Source organism: Cytobacillus stercorigallinarum, from assembly GCF_014836495.1.
GTDB classification, from domain to species: Bacteria; Bacillota; Bacilli; order Bacillales; family Cytobacillaceae; genus Cytobacillus; species Cytobacillus stercorigallinarum.
On record NZ_JACSQT010000011.1, the window covers coordinates 1 to 15,456 of the forward strand.

Genomic DNA, 15,456 nt, shown 5'->3' on the forward strand with positions numbered 1-15,456 from the left:
TTTCAGCTTTTCCGTTGCTCATCTCTCTGGCTCTTTTCTTTTTAGCAACGATTTCAGCTTTTCCGTTGCTCACCTCTATCGCTTCTTTCTTTTTAGCAACGATTTCGGCTTTTCCGTTGCTCACCTCTCTGGCTCTTTTCTTTTTAGCAACGATTTCAGCTTTTGCATTGCTCATCTCTATCTCTTTCTCCTTTTTAGCAACGATTCCTGATTTTCTTTATTATTATTTCGGGCAAAAGACGGGGAGAACCGAAATGATGCCACCCTAATCATAGGGTGGCATCGAAATTTCTATATAGAAAAGGTGTCTAGTCAATTATTGTCCATAATGGATATATATAGCTCAGCACATCGGAAAGGGGGTCCATAGGCGAGAGCGAAAAAATATGGATGGTGTGTATATAGGACAATAATTGCTAGAGTACTATCATCTTTTGATGATAACCCTAATCCTGCGATATTATTTAGATACATCTTCTTGTAAGGCTTTTAAAAATTCCACACGGCTATTTGCTGGGCCGCCTTCTAATAATGGATCAATCGTATTCACATATACTTGATCTTCTTTAAACGCAGTTATATTTTTCACAATCGGATCGTTCTGTAAATCTTCTAAAGCGCTTTTCGCCTCTGCATTTTCGCTTTCAGCAAATTGTATGAATAGGTGGTCAGGATTCATATCTGCTAACTGCTCAATTGAAAGTTGTGCTTGGTTCTCTGCTGCTTCAATCTCTGCTGGTACTTCTAATCCTAATTCACTATATAAGACAGGATTGACGAATACATCTTGTGGATAGACAAATACTTGACCTGCGCGAATACGTACAGCAGCTACCTTTTTGCCTTCTAATTCACCAGCAATAGATGTTTTTGCAGTTTCTACATCTTCTTTATATGCATTTAATATTTCTTCTGCTTTATCTTCTTTTCCAGAAATCTCACCCATTAATTTTAAATTTGCTTCCCAATCAGTGGAAATATAAGAAACAGGAATGGTCGTAGCAATTTTCTCTAATTTCTCTGTTACATCTGCAGGGAATTTAGATGTTGCTAAAATAACATCTGGTTGTAACTCAAGCACTTTTTCAAAGTTCGGTTGTCTTTTTTCACCGATAGATTCAGCTTTATCTGTGATAGAAGTATAAATTTCAGGAAATTCTCCTCCAACTGAAATAGCACCCACTGGATGTACATCTAATACTAACGCATCTTCCATTGCTTCCATGGCACCAGTAATTACGATTCGCTCTGCATTAGCAGGGATTTCGTATGATTTACCTAAGTACTCAATTGTTTTTGTACCATCTTCACTGTTTTCTTCGGTTTTTGCATCTTCTTCTTCTTTGTTGGAAGCATTTGACTCTTCACTACTACCTCCACCACAAGCGGCTAATACTAACATGATGAACATCATTAAACTAGCTAAAATCCACTTTCGATTCACTATTAATCTCTCCCTCTAGTTCTTCTGCTTTGTTAGATTTTTTATAAATGTATCGCTTTCATACTCTTCTCTGAACAATCCTTTTTCTACAAGTAATGGTAGTAGCTCATCGAAAAATAGTTGTAGTGAACTGATTGAACCACCAGGTAAAGCAATAAAACCATCGATTGCTCCTTTATCCAACCAGTATTCAATCTGCTGTGCAGCTTCTTCGGCTGTGCCGATGATTATCCAATGAGCCGAACTGATAACCTCTGGTCTTGATAGTAATTGCTGAACTGTTGGTTCATTTTTGACAATATAATCTTTTAACAGTTCTGCATGTGTTTTGCTATGCATTTGTTGATTATCATGCGGTATGTTAGCTGCAGTTACTTTGTCTTCTTTAGCAAATCCACTCAGATCCACGCCTAGTATACGCCGAACCATTGCCAATTGTTGTTCATGACTCAGGTGTGCAAAAGCATCACGATATAGCGCATTTGCTTCAGCAGTTGTATTTCCTAAGAAAAGAGATAATCCTGGTAATACAGAGATGTCATCAGCGTCTCTACCTTTTGACATTGCACGATTGCGTAAATCTTGACGATAACTTATCGCTGATTCGATTGTAGGTGTGGCAGCAAAAATTCCTGATGCCACACCAGAAGCAAACTCACGCCCAGCATCAGAAGCACCTGCTTGAAATAATGGTAATTCTCCAGCAAGGTGAGCAGGTAAATTCAGTGGTCCCTTCACATCATAGAAATCGCCTTTATAATCAATTGGATGAATTTTTTCTTTGTCAGCAAATATTCCTTCAGCCCGATCAACTAATAAAGCTTCAGCAGGGTAGCTCCTCCACAACTTACGAATAACTTCTACGCTCTCCTTTGCGCGATTATACCTTTCCTCTGAAGAAGGCATATTCTTGTGGCCAAAATTATCTGCACCTTCAATGGAAGTGACAATATTCCACCCTGCTCTTCCTCCACTTAATCGATGAAGTGTCTGTAATTGCCTTGCAATCACGTAGGGTGGGTTAAAAGTAGTCGAAACCGTTGTGACCAATCCAATCTGACTTGTGTGCTCTGCCAGCATCGTCATCAACAATGTCGGATCTAACCCTCCCATCGCTGGTGAAACATTGACTCTTTCTGGATGCAAAAATAATGCGTCCGGTTTGAATACAAAGTCCAACTTTGCTTCTTCTGCCTTCTTCGTCAGCTCTATGTAAAAATCAGCAGAAAATATACGTTCTGCACTACTATCTTTTTTACGCCAACCCCAACCATTTAACCAAGTAGGTGATAATGATAAACCTATACAAAGGTGCTTCTCACTCATTACTTCTCAACCTTTCCTGAAGTTCCGGCTGCTACTCACATTCCCATAAAAAAACGTTTATTATTCAGAGATTTAGTTTGATAATGAGAATCATTTTCATTATAGGATGGAATGCAAAAAAAATCTAGTGTTATTTTGAAATTATTTGTTAATTTTTTCTTTTAGCTCAAATGTAAAAATAAAAGGTAGCCCTAACCAAGAATGGTTTTTATGGGCTACCTTAGTGTTATTTCAAGCAACAAAGTATTAACATGAAATTGTTATGTTTTCCCTTTAGATGAAAACCAACCAATTACCCCGATAGCAACAAGAATACCATAAAATATCACCTGCCAAGGTGTAGAATGAGCCAAGCCTTTAGGTAACCAAGCAATGTCTTCGTGGGATAAAACCATTACTAGTAGCTTGATCCCTACCCAACCGACAATCAAATAAGCGGCACCCTCAAGGTTTGGACGTTTATGAAGTAAATCAACAAAGATATTAGCAGCAAAACGCATGATAATGACACCGATAAGTCCACCAATAAATACGACAAGGAAATGACCTGTGTCCAGTCCACCAATATGACCCCAATCTGTTTTAGGTAAGGTGACACCAAGAGCAACGGCGGCTAAAATAGAGTCAATGGCAAAGACTAAGTCCGCACATTCTACTTTAAAGACAGTCCACCAGAACTCTTTCTGTGTAGCTTCTTCTAATACTTCATCTTGTTGTTGCGTATGATTGTGCTTTTTCTCTCTAAACCAAGTATATAAATTTTTAATTGACATGATTAATAAGTATATCGCGCCTAATGCTTGAACTTGCCAGACGTTCACTAAGAAAGAAATAATAAATAATGACCCGAAACGAAGGACCATTGCACCGACTAAGCCATAAAATAATGCTTTTTTCCGTTGTTCCTCAGGTAAATGACTGACCATTAATGCTAATACGACCGCATTATCCGCAGCAAGCAATCCTTCAAGGCAGATAATAACGAGTAATACACCTAAATACGGTAATAGCAGCTCCAATCCTTTCGACTCCCCTTTTTTTATTAAACGTATAAAAAGTTTGTTCACACATGAAGCGGTAGCCAAACAAAGAAATCCCATAGCGAGATATTCAGGCTCGGGGGATTCCCATGTTCTCTCCCTAAACGGCAAATGTCTTTTATACTGTCTCTACAGTTACTGCCTACTTATTTTTCCTAAATTCCTCGATTTCAACCTATTAATTCTCTCTACATTTGTTACTCATAAAAAAATTTTAGTGAAATTACGGGTGATAAACCTTTTTAGAAAAGACAGAGTTGGTCACTGTTTAAATAAAGATAGATGCGCTAATAATAAATTCAAACAATAAAAAACGCACACAAATTCTGTTTACATAACAGAACTGTGTACGCTTTTGTAAAACATTATTATTCTAATCCACTAATGGCCATTTCTTTAACAGGTAAAAACATTTCACCTGTATTTAAATAGGTCATCTCTACCTCATCATCTTCTTGCAAATAGATCGCTAGCGGATTGTTTTCAGTAGAGGCAATGAAATTCTTACCATCTTCCAAAAGGAAGGAAACGTTTGTCGATTCTCCTACCCTTTCTTTATAGACCCTCACTACTTTTCCTGTTAATTGGACTTCTTCAGCACTAGAGGTTCCTTCCACACTTCCACTACCACGTTGTAGTGCTGTTTTATATTGCTTCAATGCATCATTTGGTGTACTAGCATAAACAGCAATTTCCGGATTCGCAGCTGAAACGATAAAATAGTTTTGCAAGAAGCCATTTGTATCTAATACCGGTGTTAACCAGCTTGCTTCACCATAGAAATTATATAGTATTGGCATTTTACCATACCATTTTTTCTCAATGAATTTCTTTTCGATAATTTGTAATGCGCCTTGTGAATCCATATAAGATTCTTCAAGATTCCCCGTATAATAAGTCGCTTCACCTGTTCGAGAATTCGTCAAAGAATATCCTAGCATTGAGTCAACGCCCTCTTTCGGACTGGTGAAATCAGTGAAATAGTACATATCGCCTTTTTCATCAAATATAGGACTCACATTCGCTTCTGTACCTTCATCTGATGGTAACTTCACATCAGATTTTCCAAATAAACTATTCCAGTAGCCATTCACATATTTTCCGAAGTAGCTATTATGCAAGCTAACTGTCTCCGGCGAAACAGCTCCGTCTATAAAAGCAGGTACATCTTTTAATTTATATTGCTTCGCAGCTCCTGTTAACGGGTCAACCATCACGATTCCAAGTGGATTAAAACCGTTTCTTGCGCTAATAAATTCACCATATGTGCGAATATAAAAAGGCTTACCATCATCATCAATTTCTAATTGCACATCACCATAGAAAATATAATCAGGGTACTGCAATCGAATTTGACGATAAATATCTTTGTTTAAGAAAGAAGAGGGTGTATAAGCCATTTCCGATTGAATAAACTTTGGATTGGCACTAGAGTCTGTTGCACTTACAGTAAAATATCCTGGTGTAGTATCACCTTGGATCCATTTAAAGAAACCGGAAAATTCAACGGGTGCAATATACACATATTGCCCATCTACTTTTTGTATTTGTAAACTCCCTAGTTCATAATAGCTCGTGTTCGGCACTTGCCCAAAAGCTTTCTTCATTTTATTACGAGCAAAATCAGGCGGCACACTAGCAGGTGTCTCATTTTCATCAAATGTTTCAATTTCTTCTTCGACCTGCATTTGTGCTTTTTCAAATTTTTTATCTGCATTAAAAACAAATGCGAACGACATATAAGCGATAGTTATGATACCTATTAAACCTAGTACTAATTTAACCTTACGTTCCATACCTTTAGCAAAGAAACCGCCAAGTACAGCTAACACAGTGAAACCGATAACAAGACCACTAATGTTGCGATCTAAATTAGTGAAATAATAAATACTAAAGACAATAATAAAGAGGAGAACGAAGATAAAAAGGAACCCGTTAAATGAAGGGCTTTTTTGCTTTTCATCCCCCTTTTGAAATAAAGATAAGATTGGAAACAAAATAACTGTGCTTACCACAGCAATTATGAGTGAGAATATAATCAGTTCTCCCATGGAGTATCCCCTTTCGTAATACAATGTTCTACTATGTTATACGGGTCTACACGGAAATAGTTTCAGTCCTTTTTCATTTTTTTGTTATAATCAAGGCTAATGAAAACTAAAAATGTGAGGAAAAGTAGTATGAGAAAAAAAACATACCTTAAGATCATTCTATCTTTACTGTTGCTTTGCCTGCTTTTATTCGGCAGCTATCAATTAATGAATGCAAGATCGTATCAAATATTCGGAAACATAACAAATAGCATTGAAACCGATGAAAAAGTAGTGGCTCTTACTTTCGATGATGGTCCAACTCAGAATGTGGACCAGATTCTCCCCCTTCTCCAACAATACGATGCAAAGGCCACTTTCTTTCTAATTGGTCAAGATATAGAGAAGTTTCCCGAAGAAACGAAAGCAATAATTGAAGCTGGTCATCAAGTTGGTAATCATACCTTTTCACATGCAAGAATGATTTTCAAGTCACCGACATTTATTGAAGAGGAAATTGATAAAACCGATGAGCTCATCCGTGAAGCAGGATATAAAGGCGAGATAGACTTTAGGCCACCTAACGGCAAAAAATTAGTTTTCTTACCTTATTTTCTCAAACAACAAGAAAAAGAAACCATTACTTGGAATATAGAACCTGATACTTTTTTCACTACACCAGAAGAAAAAATCGACTATGTATTAGAAGAAATCCAGCCAGGTTCTATTATTCTCCTTCATCCAATGTATGATCAATCTGGTGACGAACTTCAAGTGATCGAAGAAATTTTAAGAGCGTTAACAAAAGAAGGCTATCGATTTGTTACTGTCGATGAGCTACAAGCATGAGAATGAAGAGGGCATAAACCTTCCTCTTCAAGATGTTTTTTTACCCTTCATTCTATCTATTAAGAAGCTTGTACTAAAATAAAGGGCTGGTATACCAATGATTAGATAAAGCCAGCCCTTTGGCATAAAAAGGTTATAGAAATAAGTAAATAATACCACCCAGCTAAATAGGAGCGTAAAATAAGCTAACTTTTTAATGACTAGTCTTACCTCCTGTCTCTAACCTATTCAACCTATCTGTATGTTGACAATATAGCTTTTTCCCATATTGACTGATTTCCTTATAATGAATACTCAACCATTTATGCATATCTTTTTGTTCATTTTTTTGAAAAAAATATGTAGATAGTTGTTGCATAATTTGATAAGATGCATTGTTATGTGGAATATCATTATTTATGGCGTGTTGAATTAACCTTTCTAGGAAACGATGATCTGAATAATAGATGAGCTCGATTAATTTTGCACGATATTCCAGCTCCTTCCCACTTAAGTTTGGGTAATGTTTAAAATCGTTGTAATGTTGAGCTTCATGCTTGAAAAATGAAACAAGGAACCGATCTTCATTTAAACATTCTCTGTAGCGAGGAAGTATACAATAGATCCCTTCCTCCGAAGCCCATCCACCTGCTCCTATTTCTCCAAAAGTGGCAAAGTCTAGCCAACCCATCATCAAAAAATCATCGAGGAAAAATACTTGAACCGTTTCTATTTCTTTTAAAAGTTCAACATCTACCTTTTTACTTTCTGTAGATTGCCAAATATATGGACCATAATGTGGTGAAGTCCTTCCTCCAAGGAATGAATACCCTTTGAGCTTAAATTTCTGTTTCAACTCATCCTCTACTTCTTCCATCGACTTCGCTTGGCTAGATATTGATTTACTTAAATCTATTAATAGTTTACCTTCTGCTTGGTGAACAGCTTTTCTACAGGTTAGAACATCGATAAAATAGCTTTGATAACAATTGACTACATATTCTATCCACTTATCAACATGTTGAAAAGGTTCATTCTTCTGAAAGAAACGTTGTTGATAATTTTTTAACATCGTTTCCTCTTCTAACGTACGATTCTCCTTTTCTATTAATTGTTGATAGATTTGTGTTATCTCACCCTGAATACAGAGTTGATAGAGTAAATGCGCCATCTAAAAACCTCCATTTGCTGTTCTTCCTATGTGGGATTCGACATTATTCTTCTATTACCTTCAATATTCGTATCAGTTCAACTATGTAATTTACCTACGGATAATTCTAATATGATTGCCTCCCTCAAACGACCGATTGTAGATTTCAAACAAATGGTGCAAAACAAACGAGCAAATCTTTTAATAGCCTTTGCCCGTTTGTCGAGTCTACCTAGGGTTTATTTGCTACTTTCATGATTTTCCCCATCTACACCAAGCATCGTTTTTGCCATCTTCTCCATTTCCTCCAATCCAGAGAGTTGAGCAAATTCAGCAACTCCAACGGCTGCTGCACTGACAAGTTCGATAATGTGCTCTTTCATAAATGGCCATGTCCTACCACCTGCTTTTTCATAAGCTGAGATTAGTACATCTAACCCCTCTCCTCCAAAAATTAAATAATGAGAGGTAAAGTCTATAGAGACATCGCCAACAGCTACTTCAGTCCAGTCAATCAACCCTGTTACCTCTTTCTCTTTATTCACAAGAATATGCCCTGGATGCACATCACCATGTAGCAATCCTGTATGATTAGGCCATAGATGATCATTCGCCAACCACTTTTGCCAACGTGCCCAAAGTTCATCACTTACCCCGTAAATTTCCTTCACCTTATTCATCCTTGAACTCATTTCCTCTTTTGCTTGGGAACTATTAAAGATTTTAATACCAGTATCTTCCACATAAGAAATCGGCGTTCGGTGAAGTTCTGCCAGTGTTGCACCTAAAGTCTCGTGATAACGTGTCAAATCACTTTCCTTATCGAAGCTCCAAACATAGTTTTGTATCTCATGATCAATTGTGCCAGCTGGTAGGCCGTCTAATTGTTTGTAGGCCATACAATCATTCGTAAAAACCTTCCAATGCGGTGCTTTAATGCCCGTATGTTTATAAAGTACTTCAAGGACCGCATGCTCCTGTTTTGAACGAGTCATGGAATCTTCACGGCGTGGTATACGTAATATCCACTGATTATTTTTCTTATCTACAACATGTGCAACTAAGAAATCCATACCTGACTCATTTATTTTAATCTTTTCTTCATCAATGATTAAACCATGTTTATCAGCTAGTCTTTTCACTTCTTGTTTATCCATTTGTCTCTCTCCTTTTATTTCACATGTTAATTGTTCCACGTTCCATTTCCATTAGTTGAGTGAGTAAAGGAATATAATCATAAAAAAACACAGACGTCGCTCGGTTGTCTGTGTTTAGGGTAAACATATATGGTGGTATTTTGTTTATAGAGACAACAAAAAACACAGACAATCTGCGTTTTCTGTTCGAAATTATCACGATGAAAACCATTAAAAATGTGCAGACTACTCCCGTTTACCCTGTTTATGAAAACAGAGCCCTTGAACATTATTCAATTAGCTGTTCAAAGTAACGTGGCGTAATCTCATACTTGCAGTCATTTTTAATGATCCTCCCTTCTTTTATTAATAATAACTATATTACGACCTCCATTGATTTGTCAATCAGGCAAAAAATCCGTTAAGATAAATAAAAAGGAGTGAAAAGTACGATGAGCTTTACTTTTACTTACCCTAAAGATTGTAGCAATGCACCAAAAAAAGAGACAATCAAAGAAATGATCCATGCTTTTGCTAGTAAAGATCCCTCTCGAGTTTCTCACTATTTGTCAAAGGATATACAATGGGATCGAGTGAATCATCAGTTAATCATTGGCAAAGAGCGTTTATTTCACTTCTTTGCTAACACTCAAGATAATAATGTCCAATCTTTACATATTGAGCGAATAATCACCCATGGGAAATTAGCGTCAGCGGATGGCACTTATACGATGTCAGATGGTTCCTCATTTTCTTTTTGCTATATCATTACCTTCACAAGTGCCGGAAAAAATATAATTAATGCTGTCAAAACCTTTTTAATTAAACATGATTGAATGATTTTGACAGCACATTAATTCTCAAAACATTACCTTTCCACAACATAATGTAATTCAACAAATTGATTAAAGGTTCTCGTGCTTTTTAAAGCAAGATCGAATTGATAATCACCTGCCTTAAAAAGCGGAATGCCCTCACCAATGATTCTTGGTGCAACAGTAACAATCATTTCATCTACAAGTTTTTCTTGTAAGAATGTATAGAGTAAGTCACTTCCGCCGATTAGCCATATGCTTTTTCCTTCGCCATTTTTTAAATGATTTGTAAATGTTTTAATATCTGGATGAACAAATCTCACATATTCCGTATCTTCATTATCTGATCGGGAGAACACAAAACATTCCTTATCCTTGTATGGAAATTCCCCCTTCTCTTGTTCCATTACCCAATCATACGTACGCTTTCCTATTAAGATTGTATCCACACCGTTGATAAACTCACCATAGCCATTATCTCCTTCTGACTCCACACTAAATAACCAATCTAGCGAATCTTCTTTTGTTGCGATATAACCATCTAAACTTTGCGCAATATATAGTACTACTTTTCTCATCATAACCCTCCTTTAACAAGAACGTTTGTTCGTATATTTTAACATACATCTTCATTAATATCATCTACAAAGCATACAAATTTAAATTAAATAATATCAAAAAATTTAATATATTATATTATTATATATAAGCAATTTTTTTAAGGAGGAAACCTATGTTTAAAGTCGGTAGCATTTTTATACCTGTTTCAGATATTGAAAGGTCTTCATTATGGTTTGAAAAATACTTAGGTGCCAAGAAAATTGACGTTTGGGAAGGTGGCGCAGGATTTTATTTACCTACTGGGTCAACTCAGTTAGCTTTAATCAAAGTGAATCGTCCACAACCGACGGAATTCACTATACAAGGTAAACAAAAAAACGCCTATTATAATTTTGTTGTGGATGACATTGAAACAGCTCATCAGCATTTTAATCATAATGGTGTCACAACGACTGATATTCAACATATGGGAGAGATGGCGTTCTTCGATTTTTTCGATATAGACGGTAATCCATTTAGTGTAGTAAATGAAGTAAAAGATTCACCGTATCATTCAGAGAATGTTAAAAGCATGCAAGAAAAGTAAGAAGAAAAGGAGGAATGAACAAAATCACTCCTCCTTTTCCTCAAACGAATCAGCTTAATTGAAAAATCCCCTTTTATGTTTCCGTTTTACTTTCCTTTTTTCCTCCTATTTCTATTAAAGAAGCTGCTAAGTAGGGCAACGATCCTTTTTACACTATGGTCTCTCTAGTACAGCAACCAACATACGATGAACCTCATGATGATCACGGGTATCATAGAGCTTATAACTCATTCCAGGAAGTGTGTACCATTCTTCCGCATCTACATAAGTAATCGCAAGAGTGAGGTTACCTTCTTTATCAGAAGTCGTTCGTAATTCAAGATCTCCACTGATGACACCAACCTCAGTAGTCATAACACCATGCGTTGCCTTAAACACAGATGAGATTGTATTCATTTAAATGACTCCTTTCATTGCTTGATTGTTTAATAGGAGCAACTATTGAGCATTCCTTGAAGAGCTGTTTTTTCAGAACTCTGCAAATGCAAACCCCAATTGTATTTTGTATTGATCCACATTTTAGCATAAGCACAATTTGCACCTGCACGAGGTGGTTGCCATGTGGATGGATCTTGGTCACCCTTGGAACGATTTGAGCTGGCTGATACTGCGATGAGCTGTGGTCCATTGAGGTCATTGGCGAAGTCCTCTCTTTTAGCCGTTGACCAACTACTTGCCCCAGAACGCCATGCTTCTGCGAGTGGAACGACATGATCAATATCTAATTGTGAGGGGTCATTGAAAGTGATGCCATCATAATAGCTATACCATTTACCTGAAGTTACTGGACAATTTCCACTATAATTGTCGGCATCACGCTTAAGGATCACTTGCCTTGTATCACAACCATCCCCTTGACTAATCCAGTGAGGGAATTTTTCTCGACTATAGCCACTCATGGATTCTTCATTTTGTACATTTAACGAATTAAGTTGGGCTTGGGTAGTAGATTTGGATGGCAAATCTGGAGGCAAAGCAGAAGCAGAGAGTACATCATACTGAAAAACAAGCAATGATAAAACAAGCGACAAAGAGAACAGCAACGACTTTTTCAACATAGAATTCCTCCTCATTATAATAGCTGTCTATATCAACACTCTAATAAGAGCTGCTAATACCAATCTTGGATAGGACTTTCTATGAGATTCAGCAGTCATTCAATCATTTTGTCTTATTTGTATCTACCTTATTAATGGTATAACATACTTAGTATAGATTAAAGTTACAATGTTATTAATATTTTGTTAATTTGATTTTTTTATATACTAGAGTAGAGAGAGAGTTTTACCGAAAGAGAATAACATGCATGAATTAAGACTGGTATTACTTGAGTGATTTTAGGTAGCAATACCTTCTTCATGCACTCTCTCGGATGCACTTTCTTTTTGAGAACCGAAATGAAAAGCCATGCAAATTCGGTTTTCGCGTCACTATAGGGGGCTGTCGTGTTGACACACACAAAGCAGTTGAAAATACGGGCATATTGTACGCTAACATAATCAAAATGGGGATCGCTGAGAGCTCGAGCTTGTCCTTTAGGATTGCCTTTTTTCAACCCCTCTTATGTGCGCATTTTTTCTTTGCCCACACTTCTTCTTCACTTGACACACTCTTTTGTGGGCTTTTCCTCTTTGCCCACACTTCTTCTTCACTTGACACACTCTTTTGTGGGCTTTTCTTATTTGCCCACACTTCTTCTTCACTTGACACACTCTTTTGTGGGCTTTTCTTATTTGCCCACACTTCTTCTTCATTTGACACACTCTTTTGTGGGCTTTTCTTATTTCTAATCACCATATTTGAGACTGCCAGGAACTACTCATATATCACATCACTTACAACTCTAGGTACGACACTTTCCTAGAAAATGGTTTTTTTCATTATATGAAAGTCTCATCAGTCTATATGTCATCAAATATTACTCATATCGTTTTTTTATCTAATGCGGCCACAATCGCTTCACCTGCCACTTTTCCTGTAAAAAGACAGCCGCCAACAAACGTTCCCTCTAATGAGCGATAGCCATGCACTCCACCGCCGCCAAAGCCTGCTACTTCTCCTGCTGCATACAAGCCGGGAACAGGAGAGCCCTTTTCATTTAACACCCTTGCTGATAAATCGGTTTGCAGACCACCTAGTGTTTTTCTACTTAATAGATTTAAACGAACGGCAATGAGTGGGCCGTTTTTTGGATCAAGAATTTTATGAGGCTTAGCCACTCGTATTAACTTGTCCCCCAGATAGTTTCTTGCTCCTCTAATAGCTGTCACTTGCAAATCTTTTGTAAAAGTATGATCAATCTCACGGTCTCTTGCTTGAATTTGTCTCTCGATTTCATCCACTTGCAACAAATCATTGCCAGAAAGTTTATTCATGGCAGTGACAAGATCACCTAGTTGACTAGCAATAACAAAATCTTCCCCTTTATCCATAAATGCTTGTACTGGCGTTGGTACACTTTTTAATGCTCTGCCAATCACTTTACTAATGCTTTTACCTGTTAAATCTGGATTTTGTTCGGAACCAGATAAGGCAAACTCTTTTTCTATTATTTTATGAGAAAGAATAAACCAAGAATAGTCATAGCCTGTTTTTTTAATCGCTTGAAGTGTACTTAGTGTATCAAAACCTGGATAGTTAGGCGCTTGAAAACGCTTTCCAGTTGCATCAAGCCAAATAGAAGATGGACCAGGAAGAATACGAATCCCATGGTTCTCCCATACAGGCTGCCAATTCTTAATTCCTTCTGTGTAATGCCACATGCGGTCTCGGTTTACTATCCTACCGCCTGCTGCTTCTGTAATCGCAAGCATCTTCCCATCCACATGTGCTGGAACTCCTGTGATCATTTGTTTAGGTGGTTCCCCAAGCCTACTTGGCCAGTTTTTACGAATGAGCTCCATATTTGCCCCGATTCCTCCACTAGAGACTAAAACGATTTTTGCATCATATTTAAAGCTGCCCACCACCTCTCGGTTACTTCCTTCTCCACGTTTTGCTTGACTGTTTTTTAATACGGAGCCACTCACTCCAACAACCATCTTACTGTCTGTTATTAATTGCTCCACACGGTGACGCGGTTGATATTGAACCAAGCCGTTTTTCATATGTTCTCGTACTCGGCGTTCAAAGGGCTCAACGATGCCTGGGCCTGTTCCCCAGACAATATGAAAGCGTGGTACCGAGTTACCAGGTCCATCAGCCAACTGGCCACCTCTCTCCGCCCAGCCAACTACTGGGAAAAAACGAACGCCCATCTTGTGTAACCATGCCCGCTTTTCTCCTGCTGCAAATTCAACATAAGCTTTAGCCCATTGCAACCCCCAATAATCCTCATCTTCTATCCGATCAAAACCAGCTGTCCCCTGCCAATCTTGCCATGCTAACTCCATAGAATCCTTTATCCCCATTCGTCGTTGCTCGGGTGAATCAACTAAAAACAAACCTCCAAATGACCACCATGCTTGGCCACCTAAGGAAGCTTCTGGCTCTTGGTCTAAAAGTAATACCCGCTTCCCACCATCCGCGATTTCTGCCGTTGCCACCAAACCCGCTAATCCTGCGCCAACCACAATTACTTCAACATCCATCTACCTTTCCTCCATTCAACCATTTAATTTTAGTTAAAACTATTATTACTTGTAGGGCGGATTAACTTACTTTTTTGCTTCACTTCATTTAAATCTACCTCAGGATACTCTTTTTCTATTAATCGATATGTTTCTTCTAATAGTTTCTCAAGTTCTTGTAAACCTTCCATCGCTAATTGTCCTATATGGATTTTCTCTAACCTCTGTAGAAAATCTGCTGGTTTAACTTCCAATTCGTTGACAGATTTCTCTAGCCATTTAAAACCAGGGTGTTGAATGAATTGTTTATTCAATGCGAATAATAATATTAAAATATTCCTTTCAACTGAAAAAAGAACTTGTTGTAACATATACCAATCATTTCTCTCAAGTAATGCATATCGACTATGCCACCTATTAGTTCCTTCTTTATACTCATTAATCAAATGTATTGTGAGTGCTGATGGATATAGATCCATTTGTCTTCTTAAATCTTTAAATATGTCTTTACCAATGAGTGGAATACCACTTTGTAGGCTTGCAAGTAATACTTGTTTTTCAATATCTCCGTTATATTTGATTAGAAGGTCAGAGATGATCCGCTGAAAAGTTGTCGTGCGAAAATTACTTATTTCATATTTGATGTTAGAGACCATATACGTTTCCGACCATTCTTCATCTTCATATGGATAAAAATCGAGGATTTCACCCCCTCTTTCCTTCATTGGGTAAAGTCGTTCCTCATCGGTAGGGTCTTTATTCCATAGAACATTGATTTCAATATCTGAATATTCGTCTGCCCAACCACGGGAAACAGATCCAGAAATATATACAACATCAACCTTAGGATTACTTCGATAATATTCAGTAACTTTTTTAGCCTCATCGATTAAAATCATGGATACCATCCTTTTACATATTTAAATAATGAACCTTAAAATACTACACAATATACCAACCCCTAACCTTCG

15 protein-coding genes are annotated in these 15,456 nt (G+C 37.3%); 3 read left to right on the forward strand and 12 right to left on the reverse strand.

Features of this window, described 5'->3' with window-relative positions:
- Positions 1 to 460: 460 nt before the first annotated feature.
- From H9655_RS18110 to H9655_RS18125, 4 genes are all read right to left on the reverse strand, one after another.
- The gene (locus H9655_RS18110) at positions 461 to 1,444 is read right to left on the reverse strand and encodes an ABC transporter substrate-binding protein (RefSeq protein ID WP_191816657.1); all 984 of its coding nucleotides are present in this window, start codon (positions 1,442 to 1,444) and stop codon (positions 461 to 463) included.
- Between the two features lie 15 nt (positions 1,445 to 1,459).
- The gene (locus H9655_RS18115; protein ID WP_191816658.1) at positions 1,460 to 2,770 is read right to left on the reverse strand and encodes an NtaA/DmoA family FMN-dependent monooxygenase; all 1,311 of its coding nucleotides are present in this window, start codon (positions 2,768 to 2,770) and stop codon (positions 1,460 to 1,462) included.
- 260 nt (positions 2,771 to 3,030) lie between these two features.
- Entirely contained in the window at positions 3,031 to 3,789 is a 759-nt protein-coding gene (locus H9655_RS18120; protein WP_225230740.1) for a TerC family protein, read from the reverse strand.
- Between the two features lie 389 nt (positions 3,790 to 4,178).
- Entirely contained in the window at positions 4,179 to 5,861 is a 1,683-nt protein-coding gene (locus tag H9655_RS18125; protein WP_191816660.1) for a YrzE family protein, read from the reverse strand.
- A gap of 129 nt (positions 5,862 to 5,990) precedes the next feature.
- On the opposite strand from H9655_RS18125, the gene H9655_RS18130 reads away from it, so the two are divergent.
- Positions 5,991 to 6,689: a polysaccharide deacetylase family protein gene (locus tag H9655_RS18130; protein WP_191816661.1), complete on the forward strand. Its 699-nt coding sequence runs from the start codon at positions 5,991 to 5,993 to the stop codon at positions 6,687 to 6,689.
- A 193-nt stretch (positions 6,690 to 6,882) separates the two neighbouring features.
- Here H9655_RS18130 and H9655_RS18135 read toward each other — a convergent pair whose 3' ends face one another.
- Both H9655_RS18135 and H9655_RS18140 read right to left on the reverse strand, forming a co-directional pair.
- On the reverse strand, positions 6,883 to 7,839 hold the full coding sequence (locus H9655_RS18135; protein ID WP_191816662.1) for a hypothetical protein: 957 nt from the start codon (positions 7,837 to 7,839) through the stop codon (positions 6,883 to 6,885).
- Positions 7,840 to 8,057: 218 nt separating this feature from the next.
- The gene (locus H9655_RS18140) at positions 8,058 to 8,975 is read right to left on the reverse strand and encodes a macrolide 2'-phosphotransferase (RefSeq protein ID WP_191816663.1); all 918 of its coding nucleotides are present in this window, start codon (positions 8,973 to 8,975) and stop codon (positions 8,058 to 8,060) included.
- Positions 8,976 to 9,406: 431 nt separating this feature from the next.
- On the opposite strand from H9655_RS18140, the gene H9655_RS18145 reads away from it, so the two are divergent.
- The gene (locus H9655_RS18145) at positions 9,407 to 9,790 is read left to right on the forward strand and encodes a nuclear transport factor 2 family protein (protein WP_191816664.1); all 384 of its coding nucleotides are present in this window, start codon (positions 9,407 to 9,409) and stop codon (positions 9,788 to 9,790) included.
- A 32-nt stretch (positions 9,791 to 9,822) separates the two neighbouring features.
- Here H9655_RS18145 and H9655_RS18150 read toward each other — a convergent pair whose 3' ends face one another.
- Positions 9,823 to 10,347 (reverse strand): dihydrofolate reductase family protein, encoded by a 525-nt coding sequence (locus H9655_RS18150; RefSeq protein WP_318245516.1) that lies wholly within the window; start codon positions 10,345 to 10,347, stop codon positions 9,823 to 9,825.
- Positions 10,348 to 10,502: 155 nt separating this feature from the next.
- On the opposite strand from H9655_RS18150, the gene H9655_RS18155 reads away from it, so the two are divergent.
- A complete protein-coding gene (locus H9655_RS18155; protein WP_191816666.1) occupies positions 10,503 to 10,916 on the forward strand; it encodes a VOC family protein in 414 nt (137 codons plus the stop codon).
- 153 nt (positions 10,917 to 11,069) lie between these two features.
- Here the strand turns inward: H9655_RS18155 and H9655_RS18160 are convergent, their stop codons facing one another.
- From H9655_RS18160 to H9655_RS18180, 5 genes are all read right to left on the reverse strand, one after another.
- Complete coding sequence (locus H9655_RS18160; protein WP_191816667.1) at positions 11,070 to 11,312, reverse strand: hypothetical protein; 243 nt, start codon at positions 11,310 to 11,312, stop codon at positions 11,070 to 11,072.
- 29 nt (positions 11,313 to 11,341) lie between these two features.
- Positions 11,342 to 11,974, reverse strand: coding sequence for an HNH endonuclease family protein (locus H9655_RS18165; RefSeq protein ID WP_191816668.1), 633 nt, complete (start codon positions 11,972 to 11,974; stop codon positions 11,342 to 11,344).
- A gap of 493 nt (positions 11,975 to 12,467) precedes the next feature.
- On the reverse strand, positions 12,468 to 12,710 hold the full coding sequence (locus H9655_RS18170; RefSeq protein ID WP_225230741.1) for a hypothetical protein: 243 nt from the start codon (positions 12,708 to 12,710) through the stop codon (positions 12,468 to 12,470).
- A 128-nt stretch (positions 12,711 to 12,838) separates the two neighbouring features.
- Positions 12,839 to 14,506 (reverse strand): FAD-binding dehydrogenase, encoded by a 1,668-nt coding sequence (locus H9655_RS18175; RefSeq protein WP_191816670.1) that lies wholly within the window; start codon positions 14,504 to 14,506, stop codon positions 12,839 to 12,841.
- A 29-nt stretch (positions 14,507 to 14,535) separates the two neighbouring features.
- The gene (locus H9655_RS18180; protein WP_191816671.1) at positions 14,536 to 15,384 is read right to left on the reverse strand and encodes a DUF4037 domain-containing protein; all 849 of its coding nucleotides are present in this window, start codon (positions 15,382 to 15,384) and stop codon (positions 14,536 to 14,538) included.
- Between the last annotated feature and the right edge of the window lie 72 nt (positions 15,385 to 15,456).

Coding starts and splice junctions, on each gene's coding strand:
- H9655_RS18165 (WP_191816668.1), bottom strand. CDS start 11,974: ATGTTGAAAAAGTCGTTGCTGTTCTCTTTGTCGCTTGTTTTATCATTG.
- H9655_RS18175 (WP_191816670.1), bottom strand. CDS start 14,506: ATGGATGTTGAAGTAATTGTGGTTGGCGCAGGATTAGCGGGTTTGGTG.
- H9655_RS18125 (WP_191816660.1), bottom strand. CDS start 5,861: ATGGGAGAACTGATTATATTCTCACTCATAATTGCTGTGGTAAGCACA.
- H9655_RS18160 (WP_191816667.1), bottom strand. CDS start 11,312: ATGAATACAATCTCATCTGTGTTTAAGGCAACGCATGGTGTTATGACT.
- H9655_RS18145 (WP_191816664.1), top strand. CDS start 9,407: ATGAGCTTTACTTTTACTTACCCTAAAGATTGTAGCAATGCACCAAAA.
- H9655_RS18135 (WP_191816662.1), bottom strand. CDS start 7,839: ATGGCGCATTTACTCTATCAACTCTGTATTCAGGGTGAGATAACACAA.
- H9655_RS18150 (WP_318245516.1), bottom strand. CDS start 10,347: ATGAGAAAAGTAGTACTATATATTGCGCAAAGTTTAGATGGTTATATC.
- H9655_RS18130 (WP_191816661.1), top strand. CDS start 5,991: ATGAGAAAAAAAACATACCTTAAGATCATTCTATCTTTACTGTTGCTT.
- H9655_RS18140 (WP_191816663.1), bottom strand. CDS start 8,975: ATGGATAAACAAGAAGTGAAAAGACTAGCTGATAAACATGGTTTAATC.
- H9655_RS18180 (WP_191816671.1), bottom strand. CDS start 15,384: ATGATTTTAATCGATGAGGCTAAAAAAGTTACTGAATATTATCGAAGT.
- H9655_RS18155 (WP_191816666.1), top strand. CDS start 10,503: ATGTTTAAAGTCGGTAGCATTTTTATACCTGTTTCAGATATTGAAAGG.
- H9655_RS18115 (WP_191816658.1), bottom strand. CDS start 2,770: ATGAGTGAGAAGCACCTTTGTATAGGTTTATCATTATCACCTACTTGG.